Raw genomic sequence first — 24168 nt, forward strand, 5'->3', positions numbered from 1 at the left:
TCACGGATTTCTGGACAAATTCAAACCATTGGTAATACCAACACGCTGACAATTCCTCTATCACTTCCGATAAAGCCTACCAAAAACAGGCCTGCCTTTGTACAACGGCTGATCGGGCGGTTGTTCCGTTACAGCTCCTTCAAATGACGTTTCATCAGGGACGCTATTGAAAATCCCCCTTCCCATCGCCCAATTTTGTATCGTCAATCTGCCAAACAAAGGCCCCTTGACGCAATGCAGCCATAAAACATACCGCAAAACCCTCCGTTGGAAATGCCGCCGTTTGCCGCTGCAGTGCTATAATTCAGCCATTTTTTCCAACAATTTCAAGTCATGAAAACCATCCTTCGTTTCATCTTTATCGGTCTGGCCGTGGTGGTCACGGGCGTTAGTCTTGTACTGGTCTATGTTAAATTTTGGTTGCCCGATGTAGGTGCCGCTCCCAAATTAAAAATCAATACTACGGCCGCCCAGATTGAACGGGGGCGCTATCTCGCCAATCACGTCAGCGTGTGTATGGATTGCCACAGCACCCGCGACTGGAACCTTTTTGCAGGCCCACCCATGGCAGGCACCGAGGGCAAGGGGGGTGAGCGCTTTGGCCCAGAGATGGGATTGCCGGGCACTATTTATTCGCGCAATATCACCCCCGCTGGCGTGGGTCACTGGACCGACGGCGAGCTGTTTCGCGCTATTACCTCAGGGGTAACCCGCGATGGCAAAGCCCTGTTTCCATTGATGCCTCACCCTTCCTATGGCCGTATGGATCAGGAAGATATTAAATCTATCATTGCCTACCTCCGCTCCCTCAAGCCCATTTCAAACGAGGTGCCTGATTCAGAATTAGAATTTCCAATGAATTTTATTGTCAATACCATTCCGCAAAAACCCAATTTTCAAACTCGCCCCGACACAACCGACCAGATAGCCTATGGACGCTACATGGTCAATGCCGCTGGCTGTGCCGATTGCCACACCAAAAGAGAAAATGGAGAACATGTAGCAGGAATGGAATTTGCGGGGAGTGCAGAATTTGCCTTACCGGGGGGTATTGTACGTTCGGCCAACCTTACGCCTGATGCCGAAACTGGGCTAGGACGCTGGACCAAAGCCGCCTTTATAGCCCGTTTCAAAGCCCTCGACCCAGCCACAGGCTATAAACCACATCCTGTAAAACCCGGCGACCGACAAACGATTATGCCTTGGCCCATGTACGCAGGGATGAGCGAGCAGGATTTAGGGGCCATTTATACCTACTTACAAACGCTTAAACCTATCCCAAACAGGGTGGTAACCTTTACCCCTACCACTTCTGAAAAGGAGACCATTGCCTCAAAATAATCAACTAACAGTAAAACAATCAATTTCTCACAGCCATGAAAAACATTACAAATACACTACTGGGCCTCGCGCTCATCACCCTCTCGGTTTCGTGTACAGAGCCCGACCCTGCTCCCACCAATTTGCCAGAACCTACTGGACACGTTACGGCAAAGGGCACCCCAGATGGTACGGCCGTAACGGCCGCAATAGGGCCCGCCGGAGGAACCATTGAGTCGACCGACAAGCGTATCCGGGTTGACATCCCAGCGGGTGCATTGACCGCTACTCAGACCATTACAATACAACCCATTACCAATAAAGCTCCTAACGGCCAAGGCCAAGCCTTCCGGCTTACCCCACACGGATTACAGTTTGCCAAACCAGCCACTATTTCTTTTAAATACACCGATGAAGACCTCAATGGTACTTTTGCCGAGGCATTGGGGATTGCTTACCAAGATGATAAAGGTATTTGGAAAGTACCAACCGGTTTAACGTTGAACAAAGAAGCCAAGACAGTTACTATCAAAACAACCCATTTCAGTGATTGGAGTTTCTTTGAAGCCATCAGTCTTGAACCAGCCTATCGGTATATGGATCCCGGAGAAAAGGGCAACTTGGCCGTCAGATACGTGCTTCCGGACGAATTTCTTTTAGTACCCATTGGCGATGAAGCTCAGGAATTGGAGTTGCTCAATCCAGAACATCTACTGGATGCCAAATATATCGACAAGTGGGAACTGAAAGGCGACGGTGAACTGAAACCCACCAACAGCACGGCGGTGTATCAGGCACCCAACCACATTCCGGGGCAGAATCCGGTACGGGTGGAAGTAAGCATTAAATCCAATGGAAGAGCCGTCGGACTGCTGATTGCCCGTATCTACGTGGCTCCCGAAGGCATTACGCTTCAAATAGACGGCGGCGATTGGATCACTTTTCGCGGAGGCGCTAATTTTAACCATATTCAAAACGTGATTGAAGGAAAAAACGGTAGCCAGTACGTTTCAATGGGTTGGTCCGGCGGACGGCAAGGGCAGTTTCACTGGACACTCAATACCCAAGTTTCCTTTGTGCTTTACACCGGCTTCAGACACTACCAAAACCGCTACGGCACGCGGCCTGACGTAAGCGGCGGAACCCTGAACATAGACACCGACCAATGGCAGGGCTACGTTCTTGGCACCTTCCATCTAGAACCTGCCGGCTGGTATCAAGCCGACCCGTACAATCCTGTGGGTACGTCACAAATTCGGGGAATATTCAGAGTAAAAAGTGTGAATTAGTTTCATTATCAACGATTTATAGCCATGAAATACATACCTATTATTTGCACAATCCTCTTTTTGGCGGCATTGATGGCCATGCGCCCAGTTGATATTCTTTCCGACACTGGCGTAACCCTACGGGATGTGCGTCAGGGAGCATTGGACAACTTAAATGAAGAGCCGTATTTTTTCTTCAACAGCACCTCCGCCATGCGTAGCATCGCCAAGCGGATTCCCGAAAACACCCGGGGAGCTGCCGTTCGTACACTGGGAAAATTTGTCAAGGCGTATGTCGAATCTGAAGAATTTAAGGAGGAATACCGCCAATCGCTCAAACAAAAATATCCCCTTGACGAAACTTACAGCGATGCGGTTGTAGCACAACGCGAACAGGAAGTAGGTGGAATGGATGCGGCTATTAGCCAACAAATGGCGCTGATTCAGCAAACGTATGCGCAACTCGACCCAGCCATTTTGCAAATGAGCATTAAAGCACAACTTTCTCAGCAAGAGGCTCAATTGGCGACCCTTGAGGGTGAAGAACGCGCTGCAAAAGCCCGTGAGTTGGCAGAACTTAAAAAGATTTTGGCTGCCACGGAAGGTAAGCCCGCTGAATTTAAGAAGCAGTTTATCGCTTACCACAGCCGATTACTGAAACAGGGAAGCGGACAACATAAAAATCAACAACAAAAGGAGTTGGACTACGCCAAAGAGCGCAATGCCCAATACAAACAACAAAAGGCAGTTTTGGACGCTCACACCGATTTTCGGCCGGTGTTACGGAAACGCCTCAAAAGCTTTATTGCCCTCTGCGATGACGTAGATTTCAACGCCCAACTGCGGCCTGCGGGCAGAAAACAGGAATTTATTCACCCTGAGTACCAACGCAAACCCGCCGAATGGAAGTTTTTGTACCGTCTTGGCAAAACGCCCGTGATGGAAGCCCGAGCGTTTGCGCAGGAATGGCTGGCCAACTTAAAGTAAAGGGAATCCATTAAGAGCCTTGTTGTCTTTATTTTTACAAAGTATGCTCAGTAAACAACCCAGTTCTATGAAAATCGCTATCATTGGAGGAGGAATCGCAGGTCTGACCACCGCAATTGCTCTCCGGCAAATTGGAATCAACGTAACCATTTACGAAGCCAATCAGGAACTTCGCCCCGCAGGAGCAGGTATTGCCTTGGCTGCCAATGCAGTAAAAGCCTTTGAATTACTCGGTCTCCGCGACAAAATATTGGCTCACGGAAATCCCTTCGAGCTCTTTTCTATCTTAGATAAACAGGGGAAAATCATTACCGAATCCAATCACTTTGCAGCTAAAGAGAAATACAAAGTAATAGGAAGTTTTTCCATTCATCGTGCTGATTTACAAAAGACGCTTTTAGAAGCAATGGAGGATATTCCTCTGTACTTGGGGCATCAATTCCTCACACTCACCCAAAACGATGAAGGAGTCACCTTGGTATTTCGTAATGGACATACCGCTACTTTCGATTATGTTTTGGCGGCTGATGGCATTCATTCTGCCGTTCGGCGGCAATTGGTACCCAACACCAAAATAAGATATGCGGGATATACCTGTTGGAGAGGAGTAACCGACACTGCTCCAGTAGGTCTGAACCCCAAACAAGCCACCGAAACGTGGGCGTCAGAAGGAAGATTCGGCATTGTGCCCCTTCAGGGAGGGCGTGTTTACTGGTTTGCCTGCGTCAATGCGCCAACAGGTGATGAACCCCGTTTCCGAAATTTTACCAAAACTGATTTGTTACACCATTTTGGTCAACTACACGCTCCGGTAGCCGAAATCATTGGCCTTACACCCGATAAACGGATTTTGCACAATGATATTATTGATTTAAAACCGCTTCGTCAACTGGCGTACGGCAAAGTATTATTGATAGGCGATGCCGCTCATGCCATGACCCCCAACATGGGGCAGGGCGCGTGTCAAGGAATTGAAGATGCAGTGGTACTTCAACGGCTGATTAGGCAATACCCAACCGACTTGTCGGAAGTCTTTCAGAAGTTTGAAGCAATACGTTTACCTCGAACAACAACCATTGTAGACCGCTCTTTTACACTGGGCAAAATTGCGCAGGTGAGTCAGCCCTGGCTGGTTGCTTTACGGAATGCACTTTTCAGGCTGATGCCTGCTGGTATGAACAATCGACAGTTAGATTTTATAATGGATATGAATGCCGCCTAAACCGGTACACTCAACCCATTGAGCCGTGGGAAAAACATTAACAAAATCAGAAAAACTAAGCCATGAAAAACATTCATTTAAGCCTGTATTTGATCCTGGGGCTACTTATCCTCGCTCCCCAAAAAACACAGGCGCAATCGCTCAGAATCAGTTATTACGGCGAAACCGTTACGCATTATGGCCTGAAAACAGCGTATGAATACCCGATTTTCAGTAAAATAAAAGAGCGGAATCAATCCCGTAAAATGCTTTTGATTGCGCCAAGTGCGGCACTTTACCGCCATCCGCGTAACCATTTCGGTATCATCATAGCCCCCGAATTGATATATCGACGGATAGGAAAACGGAGTACTCTGTTTGAGGCAGGCATTGCCACCGCGTACTTTCGTTATTTTTTGGAGGGCTCTACCTACCAAGTAACCGGTAATGGTGAATTGGAACGCGTACGTTATGCAGGAGGAAATGCTTTCCTGCCTACTGTGTTCGCAGGCATCGGACAAGATGTTCGTCACGCCCTTCCTTTTGCTTGGTATACTCGACTGAATATCAGCCAACAACGTCCCTATAATACATCCTCTCTTACCCGATTCAGTCTGGAAATAGGGGCTATTTTTCCTTTCAAAAAGCAATGAAAACAATCAATAAGCTATTTAAGAGCCTCGCAGTTATCCTAATTTTGGTTTCCTGCAAAGACCAAGATGTAGAACCAACTGAGCAAAAAACACTTTTTCTCCGTCATAAAGGAGCCGATATGCCCGTTTGGGTACACGGCAATACCAATTCCAACAAAATTGTGCTGTATTTGCACGGTGGACCGGGCGATTGTGCAATGTGTTACCGGTATTATTTTAAAGAACTGGAAAACGACATGATGGTGGCCTATTGGGACCAACGGGTAGCGGGAGCATCGTCCGGCAAAGTAGATTCGGGAACGTTACGCTATGATCAATTCAGTGAGGATGCTTTTTATGTTGTCAAACTGCTCAAACAACAGTACCCCAACGCTCAGATTTATTTGTTAGCGCATAGTTTTGGCGTTGAGCTGGCTTGGCAGTTTTTGACCACAAACAATAATCAGCAAATGATTTCTGGATTAATGGCCGTCAATGGGATGTTTTCTTATTACCGTTGGCTGTACCATGTTCGGGAATGGGCATTGCGTGAGGCAAAAAAGCAAAACAATGCCGAGGCGGAACGTGAATTATTGGCTAATCCGGTAACTATTGAAAATACAGCAACCGTTAATTGGGAGCTTATTTATCGGTGGATGTACAAACTGGGCGGTAATCCAGTGTCCCTATATGACGACAAAAAATACCTAGCAAATTACGCCTTTGCTTCACCCAATACCGCTTTAGCGCAGTTTACTCATTCCAAAGCCTACAGTTATTACGGCGAAGTTGAAAGTCGTCTTTTTGAAAAAGGAGCCTTATTGAAGAATATTCGGATTCCGGTCAGGCTGTTTTGGGGAGTAAAAGATGGTATAGTACCCGTAGAAGTAGGACGTGAAACAAAACAATTACTGACCAATACTTCTGTATCTACGGTAGAGTTCAGTCAATCATGGCACGAACCTTTTATTACTGAAACTCAAGAATTCAATAATGCCGTACGCAGTTTTGTGAAGTAATCTTTTGTAAACCATCGCATCGCGGGGCCGATGCGATGGTTTACAAAAGAAGGTTTACTCAGAATATTCCACCGGCTCCAAAAAGCCCATTTTGCCCGATTGATAATCCTGAAGCGTTTGCATGATTTCGGCTTGCGTGTTCATCACAAACGGGCCATAACTTGCAATCGGCTCATTGATAGGCTCTCCGCCCAAAATCAATAACCGCGCCCCTTTTATGCCAGTTGACACCGAAATCCATTCTCCTTGCTGACTGAGTTTGGCAATGCGCTTGGCAGCGGCTTTTTCGGTATTGTTCAAAACCACCTCGCCTTGCGCTACATGAATCGCCACGTTGAACCCTTCGGGCAGTTGCAGCTCAAATTGGCTTTCACCAGACGCAATCACCTCCGCTAAAAGTACTGGCGTGTAGGTTAGAGCGGGCCCTTTGATACCGTTCAATTCGCCCGAAATAACCCGTAATTGTGTATTCTCATTGAGTTGAACCGAAGGAATTTGGGCAGAGGTAAGTTCCTGATAACGCGGCTTCTCCATTTTATGCGCTCGCGGCAAATTCACCCACAACTGCACAAAATCCAAAATCCCGCCCTGACGCGAGAAATTGGCTTCGTGTTTTTCTTCATGAACTAACCCCGAGGCGGCCGACATCCATTGCACATCGCCCGCAAAAATAACACCCTTATTACCCGCTGAATCACGGTGTTGAAGTGCGCCTTCAAAGACGACCGTCACGGTTTCGATACCTCGGTGTGGGTGCTCATCCACACCTTTGGGGATACGTGAGGGTTTTACCTGCATCGGGCCATGGTGGTCGAGCATCAGAAAAGGGCTAAAGTCTTGAAATCGTTGAGAAGGAATCATGCTTTGTCCCACAAATCCATCGCCCACCTGCTGCGGACGGCCTTCCCATACGTACGAAATGGTTTTGAATGTTTTCATTATGCTTGGTTTAACACCTGATTAATGTGATTGATTTCGTCCTGAAAAACACTATGCGGGGCGTTTGGATAGATTCTTTCCGTTATGTTGGCCCCTAAATTTTTGAATACTTCGGTACTGTCCTGAACGCGGTGCAAAGGCACATGCGAATCTACATCAGAACATCCCAAAAAGATAGGCGTTCCTTCAAAATCGCCCGAGTAACGCTCCGCCTTGATGGAGTCGCCAATGACACCACCGCTTAAAATAAACACTCCCCCCAACGGCTGGGCATTCCGCGCTGCAAACTCTGCTGTCAAACACGCACCCTGCGAGAAGCCCAACAGGTAAATCTGCCGCGAATCAAAGCCTTGCCGTTTGATCTCTTCCACCAGTTGGCTCAATACCTGCAACCCTGCCGATAAACCTGGTTCATTTTGATTTTCGGGTGCCAAAAAACTGTACGGGTACCACGTGTTGCCCGTAGCTTGAGGCGCCGCCAGCGCAGTGTTTTCCACGTTGAGTTCAGCGGCCAAACTCAGAATGCTTTGCGCACTTGCCCCCCGTCCGTGGGTCATGATGAGTACGCGTTTGGCTTGGGCAAGCGGCTCGCCCGCCCAAACGGTATTTTTGATGTTGTGCATTTTGGTATATCTTTTTTTAGGGTTGCAGACGCAAAAACTTTCATCCGCAACCCTCAATCTAATTAGCCAATATTATATTTTTGATAAACAGCTTCCAGCGAAATTGGTTGCAACAATTGCTCAATTTGCGCACGATTGCGTTCTTGCCAAGGCGGCAATTTGAGCGCTTCACCCAATTTTGCTTTTTCTTCGTCCAATAAAAAGCCAGGAGGCGTAGTGGCTACCTCAAACAGCACCCCACCCGGTTCGCGAAAATAAATGGAATGAAAATACTGACGGTCAAGCACATGCGTTGGCATAAAGCCCGCCGAAAGCACCGCCTCGCGCACTTCCAGCTGAGAATTGTCGGTCGGAGTATCAAAGGCCACGTGGTGCACGGTTCCCGCGCCGTTCATTCCCCAACGGTTATTACTATCCCACACAATATCCACAAACTGGCCTGCATGCCCACCTTTGGGAGCGTAACGACGACGAGCGCCTGCTTCGGCAATAAACTCATAATTGAGCGAATTGGCCAGCAACGCCTCCGTGCGTTCGTAGGTGGTTTCCCACAATTCGATATTCCAAAAACCACGAATCGAATACTCCAACGGAATATGACCGTAAGTAAAACCTGGGCGCGTATCCACATCGTTGGCGACCAATTCTAACCCTAATCCATCGGGGTCTTCAAAGTATATAAACACTTCGTTGAACCGTTGTTGAGGATTTTTGTACAAAATGCCGTATTGATCAAAACGTTTGGTCCAGAAGTCGATGGCCGACGTAGGAATGGAGAAGGAGGTGGTAGCCGCCTGCCCTTTGCCGTGGCGTCCTTTTTGGCTTCCCTGCCCAAACGGGAAGAAGGTCAAAATACTGCCTGCATTGCCTGTTTCGTCGCCATAGTAAAGGTGATATACGTCGGGAGCATCAAAATTGACGGTTTTTTTGACGAGCCTCAATCCGAGTAAACCTACGTAAAAATCCACGTTTTGTTGAGGGTCAGCGGCGATGGCCGTTACGTGGTGTATGCCAGTGATTAAATTATTAGTTTCCATTGTCTTGGTTGTTATTGCTTAAATAGCGGTTGTTTCTTTTGTTGGTCAACTTTTTTGTTTTATTGACTCTGCAAAGGTCACGCAATAATATAGGTTGAACAATGGCGAAAAGAAGGAATGCGTTGTCAAAATCATGGCTTTATCTGACTTCAATAGAGTTAGTCAGGGCTAAAGCCCTTATTGAGATGCCTTTTTGCTTCAAGCCCCACGCTAAAGCATGGGATTAAACGAGGTTTGTGCAGGCGGATTCTCAAATCCGCCAGTGAGGTTTCTCAAAACCAAATGCCCTTTCATTGTCTGTTTCCTAAAAATTTATCCAGGCTATTGGTTTTTACATAACCATTATTTTAATTTACGTAATTAATTACGTAAATAATTTATTCATGGAGTTATATCGAACATTAGGCTACGTGGCCTTGGGAAGTTATATGCGTCGACTGGGTGAAATCAGTCAGCAAGCCTCCGCTCAAGTGTATCAGATGTATGGAATGGATTTTGAGGTAAAATGGTTTCCAGTATTTTTGGCAGTTGCGCAAAAAGAAGCCGAAACGGTCTCAAAAATCGCCGAATGCATCGGGCAGTCGCACGTGGGCGTTAGTTTGATGGTCAAAGAAATGGTGAAAGTGGGCTTTTTAGAAAGTCAAAAAGGATTGGTCGATAAGCGTGAAACCACCGTTCGGTTGACCCAAAAAGGGGACCAAATGCACGCCCGCATGAAAGAACTGCTGGAAGATTTGGAAGATACCATGAACGAAGTGAAAAACGAATGTGAAACCGACGTGCTACGCGCCCTGATGGAATACGAGCAGGTGATTCTACGCAAAAGCTTACCCGAGCGCATCAAAAGCAGGCTAAAAACGCGCGAACGAAACAAGGTCAACATCACTTGGCTTGACCCTCAAAACGAAATCCATCGCGCAGGATTCAAACGCATCAACTACGAATGGATTGAGCGCTACTTCAAGGTCGAACCCCTCGACATGGAATCGCTCGAAAATCCTGATAAATTCTACATCAACAAAGGTGGACTGGTGTTATTGGCCGAATACCAAGGCAATATTGTAGGAACTTCGGCGCTCAAACCCATGACCGAAGACAGTATGGAACTCTCAAAAATGGGCGTCGACAGCAACGCCAAAGGACTGGGAATTGGCGAGTTGCTGGGGCAATCCATCATTGACGAAGCCAAAAAAATGGGTTTAAAACGTTTGTATCTAGAAACAAATTCGCGTTTATTGCCCGCACTGAATCTTTACCAAAAACTAGGTTTCAAAACCGTCAAAGATTTCAGTTCGCCCTATTCCCGGGCCGACGTTGCTATGGAGTTGTTTTTATGAGGGTTGAGTTAATATTTTTCCTTTACAATTGAATTTCTGGCAGGCCCGCTTCAATGATGGCGCGGTTGTGTTCTTTGTCGTTTGGTAGCATGAGGTGCGTGCCCAATTCTTCGACCGACTCATCGACGTCAAAGCCGGGGCCGCTCGTGGCAACTTCAAACAATTGGTGCGAAGGCAAACGGAAATAAATGGAACGGAAATACTTACGGTCTTTGATTTCGGTCACTTCCATGCCCAACTCATCGACCAGCCGGTGACGCAGCGCCTGCTGCGCTTCTTCATTGTCAATTTTCCAAGCTACGTGATGTACAGTACCGATACCGTTTTTGCCACGTGGGGTGTCGGCAGCGGCCCGGAGCAGTTCTAGGGCGTTTCTTGATGAGCCGCCTTTTACCTCCAGACGAATTCGGTCGCCCTCTTGCGCCACTTCGGCCATGTTCATTTCGGCGGCCAAAAAGTGCCTCACGGGTTCCCAATCATTCGGCGCTACCCACAGCGTGACGTGGTGAATGCCCCGAATGGCCACTTCTTCGTTGACCTCATCGGTGATGAAAGGCTTACGGATGTCGTTATCGTCGGCAATTAATTCAATTTGAAGTTCGGCAGGGTCACGAAACCACAGCACCTGTTGCCCAAAACGAACTGATGAAACCACGGTAATACCAGCGTTTTCTAAACGGCTTTTCCAAAACCCTAGCGCCGTCGAAGGAATCGAAAATGTGGTGGAAATAATCATCCCCGTTCCTTCTACACCTTTACGAATCCCCTGATTTTGATACGGAAAGGTGGTAAAAATGGTACCGGGTGTACCTATTTTATCGCCGTAATACATGTGATATACGGCATTGTTATCAAAATTGACCGTTTTTTTAACCAGTCGAAGGGCTAGCAATTTAGTATAGAAATCGTAATCTTCCTGCGCTTCGTTGACGGTGGCGGTTACGTGGTGAAGTCCTTTGATGAACGGCTTGGTTTCCATGGGGAGTAAAGGTTTATTTGATGGCAAAGGTGGCGGATAAAACTACCTCTATCAACGTAAAAACCATGGAAGTTGTTGGCGTTTTTACGGTTCGGCGTTTTCGCGAAACTCACTGAACGCTATTCCTTCACTTTTTTTGAAGAATTTACTGAAATGGGCAATGTCGTCATAGCCCAATTGATAGGCGATTTCTTTGGCGTTGAGCTCTGAATAGCGCGCCAATCGCTTTGCTTCCAACGCCAACCGGTTCTGAATAAATTCTTTGGCCGACGTCCCCGTTTCACTCTTAATGACGTCGTTGAGGTGATTGGCGGTCAGGTGTTGGCGGTCGGCGTATTCATTGACTTTATGGTATTTCCGAAAAAAAAGCTCAACATCATTTTTAAACTGTTTTACAATCTCCGCCTGACGATTATCCCAGGTTTTGTTCAAAACTTTTTTGTCAGATTTGAAACGTTTGCATTGAAGTAAAAACAACTTTAGCCATGCGCCTACCGCTTCCCATTTTTGAGAGCGTTCGGCCTGCGCTTCTTCCGCAATGCCCCTGACGAGCGGTCGCAATTCATTCATTTCGTCGGGGGTCAGTTCCAGCGGCAGCGACTCATCACAGTTAAAAAACAGGTCCATGTCGTACAACTGCGAAGGCGAAAAACTGTATTGCTGCAAAAAATCGGGTCGAAAAAGAATAACATGTCCGCGCGGATTGGGCTCCGTTACGGTCAGGTGGTGAATTTGCTCGGGAGAAACAAAATACACAGTATTTTCCCGCAACGTATATTCTTTAAAGTCAATCTGGTGGGCTCCTTGAGCCCGCTCGACCACAATAACGGTGAAGTAATCGTGCCGATGTGGCAAATCGGGGGTTTGAGAGCGGCGTTTTTCCACCTCCGCCATGCTACGATACGCAAACGGAGTAGGAAGATGCGCCTGCCGAATATGGGTTTCAGGTTTTTGCATAGCGGGACAAGAACAAAAACGGCATGACTTACGCCATGCCGTACTTATCAATTAAATATCGTCTGAATCGTACACAATGACTTTTTCCCACAAATGCGCACAGTTTTCCACAAATTTATGGTGAATTGGGTGGTCTTGATACACATCCTGCTCGGCTTTAGTATCAAACAGCATCAGCCACGACACCGAATACGAACGGTCAATAACTCCCCGGTGCGTATCGGCCACTTTGCCGATGTGGGCAAGTTTTACACCCTCAAGCGCGGTTAAGGTCTGTAGGCCTGCTACCAATTGGTCGCGGTCGGCGGCGCTATCGGGATTTTTCAAAAAAAAGAAAACGTGATGTACAAACATGGTTTTGGAAGGGGGTTTTATAATGAGAAGCAATTCTACCCAAAATCTAACCATCTAAAATCACCTAAAAGTTCACCATCATGCCCATTTCAGCGCAAAATACTGCGGTCTATTTGGGACAAAAAAAGAGCCGGGGGACAAAATCTCCCGGCTCTCACCCATTCCTAAACCCTTTACCTTATGAAAAATCTACTACACTATTTTTTGATTGGAACCGTGTGTGGTACTTCATTGTATCCACGATTACCGCTCATGTTTTTGCTCTTTGAATAGTCGATGCTTTCCTCTTCGGAGGTGTGGGCAACATCAGACTTGATTTTACTTTCTTCGGGCGTCTTTTCTGGCACAATTGCGTCCGAAAACAGTGCATCGGTTGAGTTTTCCGTATTTCCGGATATCATTTTTGTGTTATCCGCGATTATTTCGTCTTCAATCAATGTCTTTTTCATGGCTATTGTTTTTTCTAACCGCCCGTATATTTTTCGGCCTCTTCGGCCTTTTTCTTTATTTCTTTATATAACTTGATGTCTACTTTTTCAGGATCTACATCGGTTGTTTTTGGTAACGTTTGTTCCTCTTTTTTGTGGATTTCGCCCGTTTTCGGGTTCTTTTCAAAATCCTGAGGAGTGGTGAGGCTCTCTGGCATATCGTTCTGTTTTTAGGACTTATTAGCCATTTTTCTTACTAATTTTATCTTGTTCTGCTTGGCGCTTGGCGTCTTTTTTCAAGGTCTGATTGGCCACAATCGCTATCTCAACCCGCTGATTCATACGACGTCCTTCATCGGTGCCATTGGATACCTTGGGGGTTTGTTCACCAAACCCTTGGGTCACCATTCGTAACTGGGGCACGTTGTGAGCTAGCAAAAAATCCGCCAATGATTCGGCCCTTTTTTCAGATAAGATTTGGTTTTGCTTAGCATCTCCTGTTCCATCCGTATGACCCGCAATCAAAAGCTCGGTGTCTTTGTAGTTAATCAGCGTTTCGGCCATTTTTTTCAGTTGTTCCTGAGGCGTATTAGAGAGGGCATAACTATCACTTTCAAACAACACAACTGAACTCACTGTAATCTTTATGCCCTCTCCGATACGTTCTACTAAGGCTATTCCGCTCAAATCACGGTTCAAGGCTGTAGCTTGTTTTTCCATGTATTTTTCAATAACAGCACCCGCAGCTCCCCCAATTGTTGATGCTACAATGGCAAAATTAGCGGGGTTTTTAGACCTGCTGATTGTTGGTTTGGGTGCTCCTGAGGTATCGTTACCCGATTTTCTAACGTTTGGTGTGGATGTACAGCCGGAAAGCCCTGCGATAAACAAAAGGTTTGTCGCAAAAATGAATAATCTTTTAATGGGTATATTGATAGTTATTGTTTTCATGGCCTGTTTTCCCAATTAAATAACCCACTTCGCGGTTTCGTCACTCATCTGGGTGATAAATTGGTATTTCGATATATATCCTTAAAAAGTCGTGCCGGGTATCAATTTTAAAAGGGGTTACGCAAGTATTTTTATAACAAAATATACGGTCCGTAGTTATTTAATCCGATGGGAATTCAGTTTGACCTTTCGGAAAAAATCATCCCGTTTTTGTTGACTAAATCTGTTAGCCGAACTAGCAGAGGGCGTAGTGGGTGAATGCGATAGATACAACATGCCTACCGAGGTGGCCAAACCCACAAATCCGGTGATAGTAATTAACAAAGCAATTTCCATAGCATTAAGTAAATCAAAGTTTTACGATGTCATATCTACGCATTAACCACTTTTATATATAACGCTGAGTAAAGTAACTCTCAGATGCCATATCTACGTACTAAATAGTGCCCCGGCGAATAAAACCGATAATGACGGAAATAACGGCCAGTACCAGAAGGATATGAATAAGTCCTCCTGCACTGTAAGCAAAAGTTCCTATAAGCCAACCCACAACCAGAATAACAGCGATAATATATAATAGAGAACGCATGGCTTTAAAGATTAAAAGGTTTCAATTCATTTGATGATTATATACCTTAAAACACTTGTGCCACAAGGCTATACAAGTAAAAAATGTAGAAAACTGGGTTGTATATAACCTGTTATGAGGAATATTTTCCCCACTGTCGCAGTGAATAACGGCGTGGAATAATTGTTGACTCCTGTCAATTAACCTTAACTATCACCTATATGACAACGCTTTGGAATAAATCAGCTGTAAAAACCTATCAAATTTTGAATTGGGTCTTTTTTTTAGCAATGGTTTTTGTGAATTATCTGGCAAATGCCTTGCCGATTAATGACAAAACCACTGGTCAGCTCTCTAATCAATACCCCAACTTGTTTGTACCTGCCCCACTCACTTTTTCGATTTGGGGCGTGATTTATCTGTTATTATTGGTCTTTTGTATTAAACAAAGCAAATCACTTTTTAGCACTCAGGTCGACCCCGCCACGGCCGAAACGGTCACGGTCATTGGGCCTCGTTTTATCTTTACCTGTATATTAAATATGGTTTGGATTTTGGTCTGGCATTATGAATACGTGGCTTTCTCGGTGTTCATAATGGTATTGTTTCTGGTACAGTTAATCAATATCAACGCCCGCATTGACTCATTAACCCCTTATTTAGCCAAAAACTCCCGTTTTTCTGTCAAAGCACCTTTCGGGCTTTATTTGGGGTGGTTATGCATTGCAACCGTTGCTAACTCGACTACGTTGTTAGTGATTTTAGACTGGAGCGGCTGGGGGCAAAGCGAGGTATTTTGGGCCTCAGCTATGGTGCTGATTGGGGCGGTTATCGGTAGTTTTGCCTTACTGAAATTGAGAAATGCTTACATCGGCTTGTCCGTTATTTGGGCGCTTATCGGTGTTATTATCGCCCGACTCGATGCAGACGTGTACCACCGTTTTGTGGTTTGGTCTTCAGTATTCGGTATCATCGTTGTTAGCGCGGCAGTCATTGCAGAAATTACTGGCTCTTTGTTCAGAACCAAAAAAGTAAAAGTCGTCGAAACAACTCAAACCATTATTAGCTCCAATTAACGTAAATAAAATACAGCTTTTCTGACTTCTCATATACCCAAAAGGGGTTGTCTCAAAATTTTGAGACAACCCCTTTTGGGTCGAAAATGGCCGAGAGGGTTTCAAACGTTTTACCGTTCTGGTCTTTCAAAAAAACGATATTACGCACAACCCAGTGCAAATTCCCAATTACATTTGATCGTTTTCGGCCTTCCCAAGTCTTTTTATTAACTCAAAGGAAACGTAACGGTAAAAGTTGTTCCTTTTCCTTCTTCCGATTCCACCTCAACCGAAGCCCGGTGGGATTGCAAAATGGTCAGCGTGGCCGCGAGTCCTAGGCCTAACCCGTTTGATTTAGACGTAAAATAAGGCTCAAAGAGGCGATTAATGTTTTCAGGGCTTATTCCAGAGCCATTGTCCTGTACTTTTACACAGCAGGAGGTTTTAGATATTTCCGTCGACAACGTCAACACCCCTTTGTTTTCTTCCATGGCCTCAATCGCGTTGATGATCAAATTTAGCAACGCGATTTTAATTTTGGGCTCGTCTAGTAGCAACAAACAGTCTTTCCCATAAGCTCTATTGAGTATAATTTTTTTTAGACTCAATCTATCTTCGGCCTCGTTGACGGTCTGATCCAATAATTCATGAATAGAAATTCGCTTCAATACAGCTTCATGCGGCTTGAACGAATTGAGAAGCTCCGTGATGAGAGTATTGATACGCTTACCGTTTCGCCGAATAATATCCACAAATAACCGCTGGTCATCGTCCTGTAAATCAGTCTCAAGCTGATCGAGCGATAAGTGAATATTGGTGAGCGGATTACGGACTTCATGCGCCAACGTACGCACTAAGCGCGCCGTCGATGCTGATTTTTCGGCTAACAACCTGTCACGTTCTACTTTTTTTCGCTCAGTAATATCCTGAATAACAAGCAAATAATACGCCTTCCCTTCGCTATCATTTTGTTTGCTGGCGTGCAAAGAACAAAGCACGCGCTCACCGCTTTTGCGCACCAGCCACATCTCCAGATTTTCGACCAAGCCCTTTTCTTCCAGCGCGTGTACATACATGGAGTGTTGCGCCGGAATCGCAAACAAATCCAGCGAATGCAATTGCAGGATTTCTGCTTCCGTATACCCTAATAGGTCAAGGGCGGTATCGTTGTGATAAAAAACGAGTCCTTTGGGCCATTTGAGCAAAACGGCATCTTTCAACTGGCCAAAAATTCCCCGCAAACGCGTTTCACTTTCGCGCAGGCGTTGCAACACCGCCGAACGTTCGAGGGCGTAGCGGATGCAGCGTTCAAGCTTTTCGGAATCCAACTCACTCTTTACAAGATAGTCCATGGCCCCTAATCGCATGGCCTCCACATCCACCCGCTGATCACCTTTGCCCGTCAGGAGCACAATCGGACAGCTTACGCCGCTCTGAATGGCCGCTTTCAAAAGATCAATTCCAGTTTTGGCACCAAGCAGGAAATCAAAGAAGCATAAATCAAATTTGGCGTGTGTAAGTTGTTCAATTCCTGCCGAAAACGAACCTGCCCAAGTAATGATAAATGTTTTGTTGCGAATATCTTTGAGATAATCTGACGTAAGGAAAAAATCATCTTCATCATCATCTACAATGAGTAGTCTAATGGTGTCTTTCTGCATCAGTCGAGGGAGTTGGGAAGTTGAACAATATCAAACCAATAATGCCCGACGGTACGGGCTACTTCTATAAATTCTGCAAAAGACACGGGCTTTGTAATGAAACAATTAACTCCCAAATTGTAGGTTTGCAACACATCTTGCTCGGCCTTCGACGTAGTGAGTACCACTACTGGGATAGACCGGAGATCAGGGTCAGATTTGATTGCCTTCAACGCCTCCCGTCCGTCCATTTTGGGCATATTGAGGTCCAATAAGATAATTCCTGGACGGGGGCTATCGTCAGGATTACTGTATTTATTTCGGCGCTTCAGGTAGTCCAATAATTCCACACCATCATTTACAAAGCGAATTTCGTTTAGCAGATAATTCTCTTCAAAAGCCTCCTTCGTAAACATTCGATCATCCTCATCATCGTCGGCAATCAGAATCATAACACTTTTTCGCGCTTCACGAATCTCTGTGGTGTCCATAGTACGTCAGATTAGTTATAAGCAGGGTTGTTTTTCGCAGACCAGCTCACCGTGCCTCATGCTGTCTGTGCGGTAAATAAAAAATAAATTCAGCTCCCCCCCCTACATTTCCGTGCGCCTCAATGTACCCGTGATTGGATTCTACTATTTTACGGCAAATGGCAAGCCCCAGCCCAGTACCTTCATACTCGGAGCGGCCATGCAACCTTTGAAAAATGGTAAAAATTCGTTCGGCATACTCTGGCTCAAAACCAATTCCGTTGTCAGAAACACTTACTCTGTAGTAGGTTTCGTGGGGGTTAAGCTGCATAATTCCCTTGATTTCCTGAATGTTGGCCTTGCGCGCCTTCACTGCTACCACCGGAGCCACCGATGGCTGGGTAAACTTCAGGGCATTCTCAATTAGATTAAGAAACAGTTGATGCATTTGTACTTGTCGTGCCTCAATAGTAGGGAGTTTGTCGATAATGATAGTGGCATTCTTGTCCTGAATTTTTACTTCCAAATCTTCAATTACATTCTTTACAACTTCTTCAAGCGAAATAAAAGTAAGCGACTCAGTTTGCCGCGACACCCGCGAATAAGTAAGTAAATCTTCAATCAGCCCGTTCATGCGATAGGCTGCATTGGTCATTCGCTCAACAAAAAACTGGCCTTCAGTACCGAGTTGTTCTTTGTATTTTTTATCCAACCGTTCGCCAAAAGCAATGATTTTGCGCAGTGGCTCCTGCAAATCGTGCGAGGCTACGTACGCAAATTGCTCCAAGTCTTGGTTGCTTTTTTTGAGAGCTACCAGCCGGCGTTCCAGTTCTTTTTGGTAGGTTTCTATTTCGGTACGGTCGGCGGCTACGCCTATCACGCGTTCCAATCGGCCATCTTCTCCGTATTGGCAGCGCGCCCGCAACGTGAGGTATTTTAGATTTCCAGCGGCATCAATGATGCGGTGCTCTATTTGAAAGGTATCATTTTTTTCGACCAATACCATTTTGGAATAATTTTGGACCCGGGCCAAATCTTCGGGCACAATGAAGCTTTCAAAAAATGCCCTAGTTACGCTTTTATCAGGATAGGCCTCTGGCGCAAGCCCCATCAGTCTAAACAGTCCCTCCGACCACCGAATCCCCTTTTCATTCTTTTGCCACTCCCAACTTCCGCATTTAAAAATAACCTCGGTTTCGTTAATTTGATATTCTTTTTTTTGCAAGTCCATCTCGTGGGCAAGTGCATCGGTAACATCTTCGGCCACGTTCATGATGAGGTGGTTTTTTCCGTTCTCATCGTACGTCAATACGGTTGCTCGGCTGCGTATACTGCGAATACCTCCATTTTTGTGGCGTATTTCAAACGTAAATTTAGCCGTTTCTCCTTCTTTCAGGACTGCAAAACGTTGGTATATTTCTGCCACAAAACGATTTAAATCAGGATGTACTAATACCGAAATCAACGACCCGCCCATCTGCTGAATATCGTCGCAAGTATAACCCAGTATGTCTTGTACACGATTACTGATAAACACCATTTTGCGTAGGTTCACGTCAATGATGTACACCAAATCGGGCGAAATCTGAAACAACCTCTCCACTTGTTTCCCGGTCAGGTCAAGTCGAAAGGGGTTTGGGACAGCAACGGGGATTTCGGCAAGCGGCATCAGTTACTTAAGTTTATATTTTTCATTTTATTATAAAGCGTTTTCCGATCAATGCCCAAGGCTTGAGCCGCTTTACTCTTATTAAAATTTACTTGTTTGAGTACGTTCAAAATCATTTCATACTCGGCTTCTAACGCCGCCGATTTCAGGTCAACCTTTGAACTAGCGTATGGCTTAGGAGCGGTGGGCGCTTCGTAAGAAGGTTGAGGAGAAGGCAAATCCTGAACGGAAGAGGTTGTTATCGTACCAGAATCAAAAAACAGCAGTTTTTCATAATTTAACAATTCAAACGGCAACGTACGGGCATCTACGTAGTCGCCTTCAGTGAGGAGCGTGGAGCGCTTGATAACGTTGCGTAATTCGCGCAGGTTTCCGGGCCACGGATATTCCCGAAAAGCCCTTTCAACTTCGGGCGTAAAGCCTTTTACCTGCTTTCCGAGTTCAATATTTGTTTTATCCAGAAAGAATTGGGCAAAAATCATCAGGTCAGAGCGGCGCTCACGCAGGGGTGGCACATCAATACTAAATTCATTGAAACGGTAATATAAATCTTCGCGGAATCGGCCCCGGCGGGCGGCATCCATCAAACGCTCATTGGAAGCCACAATCAAACGCACATCGACGTCGATTTCACGGTTGCCGCCAATGCGCCTGAGTTTACGTTCTTGTACCACCCGCAAAAGTGACACTTGAACATCATAGGGGAGGTTGCCGACTTCATCCAAAAAAAGTGTCCCTCCGTTGGCCATTTCAAAGTGGCCGATTTTCTGGGCAAGGGCTCCCGTAAATGAGCCTTTTTCGTGTCCAAAAAGCTCACTAGCGGCGAGCTCCCGCGAGATGGCCCCGCAGTCCATTGCCACAAACGGGCCAGAGGCGCGTTTGCTTCGCTTGTGGATTTCGAGCGCAACGGCTTCTTTTCCAGAGCCACTTTCGCCATAAATAAGGACGCTGTAATTGGTCGGAGCTACCAAGTCAACCTGCTTGTAGAGATAGGTTGATTCGGGGCCTTCCCCAAAAATATAATGAGCCTGCGTGCTTTTTCGGCGCGTAGCGCCTCCGGGCGTTGCAGGGGTTATTTCTTCGGCAAACTGCCCGCCTTGCTCATGAGTCTGTGAGTGATTGAGCGCTTTCCGAATCGTAAGTAAAATCTCATCAGGAAAAAGGGGCTTAGTGATATAGTCATACGCTCCCTGCTTCATGACATTAATGGCCGTTTTGATGTCAGAATAGCCCGTAATAATTAATACGGGCAGGTGAGGAAATTTTTCCTTGATGCGCGTCAAAATAGTGGCTCCGTCCATGTCGCCGAGTTTGAAATCGGTGAGGACCAAATCTGGATGAAATTCTTCCAAAATTGCCAAGCCTGTGACACCGTTGTGGGCCACCGCCACCTCAAAACCGTGTTTGCTCAAAAAACGACGCAATAGTAAGCAAATGTCGGTGTCATCATCTATAACCAATATTTTCTGTGCCATCTAACTTAAAAGTTCAAGAGGTTGTATTCGCTTTTGTTGATAAATTCCTGCCGCTCTGGTGGTGCGGGTATCATTTATACATCTGCGATTTGATTTATTTTCGACTTTATTTTCTCATCTGCTCAACATATACGCGGTTGGCCGATTCAGGTTATAAAATTCTCCGCAATGAGGCGGCTGGAATATCCATTTGTTCGCGGTATTTGGCCACTGTACGGCGGGCCACGGGGTAACCGCGCTCGGCCAACATTTCAGCCAATTGAAAATCATTAAAAGGATGCTGCTTGTCTTCTTTAGACACCAATTCGGCCAACACCAACTGTATTTGACGATTAGAGACTTCTTCGCCGCTTTGGGTCAAAACTCCTTCCGTAAACAGGTCTTTGAGGTGAATAACGCCAAAAGGTGTTTGGGCGTATTTGCCGCTGGTCACCCTCGAAATCGTCGAAACATCCATGCTAATACGCTCGGCTACGTCACGCAGTACCATGGGTTTCAGCAATCTCACATTACCCGTTTTAAAATAGTCTTCCTGAAGTTTTACGATGGTCCGCATGGACTTCAGCATGGTATTTTCGCGCTGCTGAATGGCTTCAATGAGCCAATTGGCAGCGTTTAGCTTTGAATTTACGTACGTATTGGCGGCCCGGGTTCCTCCCACTTCTTTGGCGTACGACTTGTTGATTTTCAAGGGGGGAATCCGCCGGTTATTGAGTTCTACATCAATCAAATCTCCGTCAACGGTGATGATGTAGTCAGGCACAATATTATCTTTGATGACCAAACTGTCCGTTTGGCTGCCAATTACGGGTTGTGGATTAAGCGTACCAATCAGGGCTACAATGGATTTGAGTTGGTCGGAAGTGATATTGTTGGATTTCATCAGTTTCTCGTAATTACGAGCCGCAAAATCCTCAAAATTATTTTTAATCAACTTCGTTGAGATAGCCACTTCGGGGCCTTGTAAACGCTCCAACTGCAACAACAAACAGTCCTGCAAATCGCGCGCACCCAGCCCAGGCGGGTCCATTTTACGGAGTAACTGAATGATTTCCTGCACTTCTTCTTCCTCCACAAACATCCCACTCGTAAACGACACATCGTCGGCAATAGAACCAGCGCTGTAGTTGAGGTAACCGCTATCGGTCAGCGAATCCACCACAAAATCAGACAATAACTGTTGACGTTCGTTGAGCGCCAAGAGGTGAAATTGCTCTTTGAGTTCGTCCCGCCAAGTAGTGATTTCTGCCATCATGGGCGTATACTCGTTATCGTCATCCGAAAAATTATTGATTCGAGTACGATAATCTGGGGTATCATCATCCCTAAACTCGTCCCAATCCATATAGTCTTGGGTTCGGTCTTCGGCTTTTGTGATTAATCCGCCCTCATCAGCCGCATCAAATTCCTCTTTCGAATCTTCGGGCCCTTCTTCCAGAATAGGATTATCCTCGAGTTCATTTTTTATATGTTGCTCAAGTTCGAGCGTATTGAGTTGCAGAAAATTCAGCAGTTGTATTTGCGCTGGAGATATCTTCAGCGTTTGTTTCTGCGATTGAATAAGGTTTAGCATGGGAGCCGCCATGGTTGGACAACATTTTTTGGTAATTGAGTACCAAATCGGATGCCTCAGAGATTCAATGAATTACGTAAAAGCCTTCTTTATTTATGTAACTTTCAACAAAATACTTCTAATCAGGCATTTATACTTAAAAACTTTTTTATTAAAACAACGTTACTAATTTTATAGTTTTCTCGTCTTGCTGATTTTTACCCAAAATGGGCATTTTTTTCCACAAAAATATGTAGAGAAAACACCTCAATTATATTTTCTTATGATTTTACGAAATGCTCTTTTAGGAATATTTTTAGCCATGGGGGTTAGTTTAGCCATGCTGGTTTTCTTAAGTTGGTTGGCTTATGATCGTAGTGTAGAGTCAAATAATCGTACTCAATCCGTCAATCACACCTACCGAGTTAGACTCAAAAACAAAGATATTCTTGCCACGGTCAATACAATCGAAACGGGCGAACGCGGCTATTTATTGACCAAAGATGAAAAGTATCTGCAACCTTATGGCGAAGGAAGAAGCAGTATGAAAGGCATTTTGAGGTCGATGGAGCTATTAGTAAGAGACAACCCCCGCCAACAAAAAAGAGTAGATAGTATCAAAAAAGAAATAAGCCGACGAATTACCCTGATTGAATTTAACATTGAACGAACACGCAACGGATACGGGATTGATACCGTGAAATTGAGTGACGGCAAAAATCACATGGAAAATATCAGAAGCTTATGTAAAGAACTGGACAACGAAGAGCGGGAGCTTTTGACCTACCGGAGTATCCTGCAAAAAGAAGCCGATGAGAACACCAACTTTTTTTTGTTGCTTCTTTCGGCCGTTTCACTGGCGTTTTTATTGGTGTTTTTCCGACTTCTGTACATTGAGCTGCGTCGCCGAATTACTTTTCAAAAAACCCTCGAAGAAAAACTGACCGATTTGGAACGGGCCAACGCCGAACTAGAGCAGTTTGCGTACGTGGCCTCGCACGATTTGCAGGAACCGCTGCGCAAAATACGGGCCTTTGGCGAGCGCTTGAAAATAAAACAAAGTGAACTGCTGACCGACGATGGCAAAACCAATGTTCTTAAAATCAACCAATCGGCGATTAGAATGCAGCAACTTATTGATGACTTGCTGATGTTTTCACGAACGGCCAATTTACGCGAACGCATATTTGAAGAAGTAAACCTAAATTCCGTTTTTAGGGATGTAAAAGACGAGCTGAACGATTTAATTGAACAAAAAAAGGTGACGATTATTTCAGAAGTATTGCCGACCGTACAAGGCATAGAATTTCAACTGTTTCAATTGTTTAACAACCTGATTTCCAACGCCATTAAATACAGCAAAGCCGACACGCCCCCCATCATTGAAATCGACTGCCAAAAAGTGAATGGCAGTGAACTGCCTAACCTAGGAGATATTCAAAAGGATAACATTTACCACCGTATTTCGTTTATGGATAATGGGATTGGATTTGACCCCATCTATTCAGAAAAGATTTTTATCATTTTTCAACGTTTGCACAACCGAACCGAATACGAAGGAACAGGCATTGGCCTCGCACTTTGCCGCCGGATTGTGACCAATCACAACGGATTTATCGTTGCCGAAGCAAAACCAAATCAGGAAGGTTCAATTTTTCATGTATATTTACCTACCTGAAACCCTGGCGATAACCCCGTCAATATTTT

The 24168-nt window shown here is 45.4% G+C and carries 24 protein-coding genes; 9 read left to right on the forward strand and 15 right to left on the reverse strand.

The window, feature by feature from the left end:
* Positions 1-333 precede the first annotated feature (333 nt).
* The 6 genes from DR864_RS15520 (at position 334) to DR864_RS15545 (ending at position 6427) form a co-directional block, all read left to right on the forward strand.
* Positions 334-1341, forward strand: a complete 1008-nt coding sequence (locus DR864_RS15520; RefSeq protein WP_114067838.1) for a cytochrome c — start codon at positions 334-336, stop codon at positions 1339-1341.
* A gap of 35 nt (positions 1342-1376) precedes the next feature.
* Positions 1377-2609: a hypothetical protein gene (locus tag DR864_RS15525; protein WP_114067839.1), complete on the forward strand. Its 1233-nt coding sequence runs from the start codon at positions 1377-1379 to the stop codon at positions 2607-2609.
* Between the two features lie 24 nt (positions 2610-2633).
* Positions 2634-3575 carry a hypothetical protein gene (locus DR864_RS15530; protein ID WP_114067840.1) on the forward strand — a complete coding sequence of 314 codons (942 nt, stop codon included), beginning with the start codon at positions 2634-2636 and terminating at the stop codon, positions 3573-3575.
* A 67-nt stretch (positions 3576-3642) separates the two neighbouring features.
* A complete protein-coding gene (locus tag DR864_RS15535; RefSeq protein WP_162793857.1) occupies positions 3643-4797 on the forward strand; it encodes an FAD-dependent monooxygenase in 1155 nt (384 codons plus the stop codon).
* Positions 4798-4859: 62 nt separating this feature from the next.
* The gene (locus tag DR864_RS15540; protein WP_114067842.1) at positions 4860-5429 is read left to right on the forward strand and encodes a hypothetical protein; all 570 of its coding nucleotides are present in this window, start codon (positions 4860-4862) and stop codon (positions 5427-5429) included.
* Positions 5426-6427, forward strand: coding sequence for an alpha/beta fold hydrolase (locus DR864_RS15545; RefSeq protein WP_114067843.1), 1002 nt, complete (start codon positions 5426-5428; stop codon positions 6425-6427). The genes DR864_RS15540 and DR864_RS15545 overlap by 4 nt, the downstream gene beginning before the upstream one ends.
* A gap of 54 nt (positions 6428-6481) precedes the next feature.
* On the opposite strand, the gene DR864_RS15550 is transcribed toward DR864_RS15545, so the two are convergent.
* From DR864_RS15550 to DR864_RS15560, 3 genes are all read right to left on the reverse strand, one after another.
* Complete coding sequence (locus tag DR864_RS15550) at positions 6482-7366, reverse strand: pirin family protein (protein WP_114067844.1); 885 nt, start codon at positions 7364-7366, stop codon at positions 6482-6484.
* Positions 7366-7989, reverse strand: coding sequence for an alpha/beta hydrolase (locus tag DR864_RS15555; protein ID WP_114067845.1), 624 nt, complete (start codon positions 7987-7989; stop codon positions 7366-7368). Before DR864_RS15555 ends, DR864_RS15550 begins: the two co-directional genes overlap by 1 nt.
* A 62-nt stretch (positions 7990-8051) precedes the next feature.
* Positions 8052-9026: a VOC family protein gene (locus tag DR864_RS15560; protein ID WP_114067846.1), complete on the reverse strand. Its 975-nt coding sequence runs from the start codon at positions 9024-9026 to the stop codon at positions 8052-8054.
* 383 nt (positions 9027-9409) lie between these two features.
* Here DR864_RS15560 and DR864_RS15565 point away from each other — a divergent pair, with 383 nt between their 5' ends.
* Positions 9410-10363 carry a bifunctional helix-turn-helix transcriptional regulator/GNAT family N-acetyltransferase gene (locus DR864_RS15565; protein ID WP_114067847.1) on the forward strand — a complete coding sequence of 318 codons (954 nt, stop codon included), beginning with the start codon at positions 9410-9412 and terminating at the stop codon, positions 10361-10363.
* Between the two features lie 22 nt (positions 10364-10385).
* On the opposite strand, the gene DR864_RS15570 is transcribed toward DR864_RS15565, so the two are convergent.
* The 7 genes from DR864_RS15570 to DR864_RS15605 all read right to left on the reverse strand — a co-directional run bounded on the left by DR864_RS15570 (position 10386) and on the right by DR864_RS15605 (position 14621).
* A complete protein-coding gene (locus DR864_RS15570; RefSeq protein WP_114067848.1) occupies positions 10386-11342 on the reverse strand; it encodes a VOC family protein in 957 nt (318 codons plus the stop codon).
* An 84-nt stretch (positions 11343-11426) separates the two neighbouring features.
* On the reverse strand, positions 11427-12299 hold the full coding sequence (locus DR864_RS15575; RefSeq protein WP_114067849.1) for a helix-turn-helix domain-containing protein: 873 nt from the start codon (positions 12297-12299) through the stop codon (positions 11427-11429).
* Positions 12300-12350: 51 nt separating this feature from the next.
* Positions 12351-12653 carry a Dabb family protein gene (locus tag DR864_RS15580; RefSeq protein ID WP_114070304.1) on the reverse strand — a complete coding sequence of 101 codons (303 nt, stop codon included), beginning with the start codon at positions 12651-12653 and terminating at the stop codon, positions 12351-12353.
* Positions 12654-12850: 197 nt separating this feature from the next.
* The gene (locus DR864_RS15585) at positions 12851-13102 is read right to left on the reverse strand and encodes a hypothetical protein (protein WP_114067850.1); all 252 of its coding nucleotides are present in this window, start codon (positions 13100-13102) and stop codon (positions 12851-12853) included.
* A 14-nt stretch (positions 13103-13116) separates the two neighbouring features.
* Positions 13117-13299 carry a hypothetical protein gene (locus DR864_RS15590; protein WP_114067851.1) on the reverse strand — a complete coding sequence of 61 codons (183 nt, stop codon included), beginning with the start codon at positions 13297-13299 and terminating at the stop codon, positions 13117-13119.
* Between the two features lie 22 nt (positions 13300-13321).
* Positions 13322-14032, reverse strand: coding sequence for an OmpA family protein (locus DR864_RS15595; RefSeq protein ID WP_114067852.1), 711 nt, complete (start codon positions 14030-14032; stop codon positions 13322-13324).
* A gap of 436 nt (positions 14033-14468) precedes the next feature.
* On the reverse strand, positions 14469-14621 hold the full coding sequence (locus DR864_RS15605) for a lmo0937 family membrane protein (protein WP_114067854.1): 153 nt from the start codon (positions 14619-14621) through the stop codon (positions 14469-14471).
* A 200-nt stretch (positions 14622-14821) separates the two neighbouring features.
* Between DR864_RS15605 and DR864_RS15610 the strand changes: the two genes are divergently transcribed.
* A complete protein-coding gene (locus DR864_RS15610; protein ID WP_114067855.1) occupies positions 14822-15676 on the forward strand; it encodes a TspO-related membrane protein in 855 nt (284 codons plus the stop codon).
* A 206-nt stretch (positions 15677-15882) separates the two neighbouring features.
* Here DR864_RS15610 and DR864_RS15615 read toward each other — a convergent pair whose 3' ends face one another.
* From DR864_RS15615 to rpoN, 5 genes are all read right to left on the reverse strand, one after another.
* A complete protein-coding gene (locus tag DR864_RS15615) occupies positions 15883-17316 on the reverse strand; it encodes a hybrid sensor histidine kinase/response regulator (protein WP_114067856.1) in 1434 nt (477 codons plus the stop codon).
* A complete protein-coding gene (locus DR864_RS15620; RefSeq protein WP_114067857.1) occupies positions 17316-17786 on the reverse strand; it encodes a response regulator in 471 nt (156 codons plus the stop codon). Before DR864_RS15620 ends, DR864_RS15615 begins: the two co-directional genes overlap by 1 nt.
* A gap of 46 nt (positions 17787-17832) precedes the next feature.
* The gene (locus DR864_RS15625) at positions 17833-19434 is read right to left on the reverse strand and encodes a PAS domain-containing sensor histidine kinase (protein WP_114067858.1); all 1602 of its coding nucleotides are present in this window, start codon (positions 19432-19434) and stop codon (positions 17833-17835) included.
* Positions 19434-20909, reverse strand: coding sequence for a sigma-54-dependent transcriptional regulator (locus tag DR864_RS15630; RefSeq protein WP_114067859.1), 1476 nt, complete (start codon positions 20907-20909; stop codon positions 19434-19436). The genes DR864_RS15625 and DR864_RS15630 overlap by 1 nt, the downstream gene beginning before the upstream one ends.
* Positions 20910-21060: 151 nt before the next feature.
* Entirely contained in the window at positions 21061-22482 is a 1422-nt protein-coding gene (gene rpoN / locus DR864_RS15635; protein WP_229599396.1) for an RNA polymerase factor sigma-54, read from the reverse strand.
* 262 nt (positions 22483-22744) lie between these two features.
* On the opposite strand from rpoN, the gene DR864_RS15640 reads away from it, so the two are divergent.
* On the forward strand, positions 22745-24139 hold the full coding sequence (locus tag DR864_RS15640) for a sensor histidine kinase (protein WP_114070305.1): 1395 nt from the start codon (positions 22745-22747) through the stop codon (positions 24137-24139).
* Positions 24140-24168 lie beyond the last annotated feature (29 nt).

The sequence above is a fragment of the Runella rosea genome (assembly GCF_003325355.1).
Taxonomy (GTDB): Bacteria; Bacteroidota; Bacteroidia; order Cytophagales; family Spirosomataceae; genus Runella; species Runella rosea.